Annotated in this window: 1 pseudogene; it reads left to right on the forward strand. The window is 55.8% G+C overall.

The window, feature by feature from the left end:
* Positions 1–32: 32 nt before the first annotated feature.
* Positions 33–956: pseudogene (locus tag IQ273_RS33420) on the forward strand (transposase family protein).
* Positions 957–1,026: the final 70 nt, after the last annotated feature.

Genomic DNA, 1,026 nt, shown 5'->3' on the forward strand with positions numbered 1-1,026 from the left:
TATACCAATACAGGTATTGAGACGGTAGCCCAATGCTGGATCTAGAGCGCGTCAAACGAGATGACCGATTGCTTCGGGCGTTGACAGGTCTGAATCATAAAGCCCTCGCAGCGCTCCAACCATCGTTTGCCCAAGCCCTTGCCGAAGCGCCCATCCCCCGTCGTAGCCAGCAGCCGAGAGCGCGGGCGGTGGGCGGTGGGCGCAAGCCTCGACTTGTGAGCGTCGAAGACAAACTCATTTACATCCTGTTTTACTTCAAGTGCTATCCCACGTTCGACCTCGCTGGTCTGCTGTTTGACCTCGACCGGTCGCAGGCCAACCGCTGGACGCATCGCTTACAGCCCTTACTCGAAGCTGCATTAGGCCAGCAACTCGCGCTACCGAAACGGAAGCTGAGCAGGATGAGTGAGTTTGTCGAAGCCTTTCCAGAGGTCGGGCGGGTCATCATTGACGTCACCGAGCGGCCCGTGCAACGGGCCAAAGACAACGACAAGCAACGGGACGACTACTCAGGCAAGAAGAAGCGACATACACGCTCGCATCTGGCCCTGGTGGCCCCGAACCGTAAGATACTAATTTTCAGTCATGCCTATGCGGGCCGTCACAATGACAAAGGCATCTTGAACCAGGAAGGGTGGGCAGAGTAGATACCTGATGAGGTATCGATCCAGGGTGACCTGGGCTTTTTCGGACTGCAAAACGAGGTGGTCAATGTCGAGTTGCCCCACAAAAAGCCGCGAGGGGGACAGCTCAGCGACGAGCAGAAAGCAGACAATCGAGCTTTGGCCAGCGAACGGGTGGTTTGTGAGCAGCTGTACTCGGCGGTTTCTTCGTTCGCTGGCCTCAAGCGCTACGGCATTGCGCATCAGGTCTATCGCAACCGAATTGAAGGCTTTGATGACCGCTCAATGGTCACGGCTGCCGGGCTGTGGAACTTCTATCTGGAGGCGGCTTAGGGGCAAGATACAAAATCACCAGCCCTCAACAACAACTGAATCAATTCCTCACTGTTTCACAACAACTCTA

It is taken from the genome of Nodosilinea sp. LEGE 07298 (genome assembly GCF_015207265.1).
Classification (GTDB): Bacteria; Cyanobacteriota; Cyanobacteriia; order Phormidesmidales; family Phormidesmidaceae; genus Nodosilinea.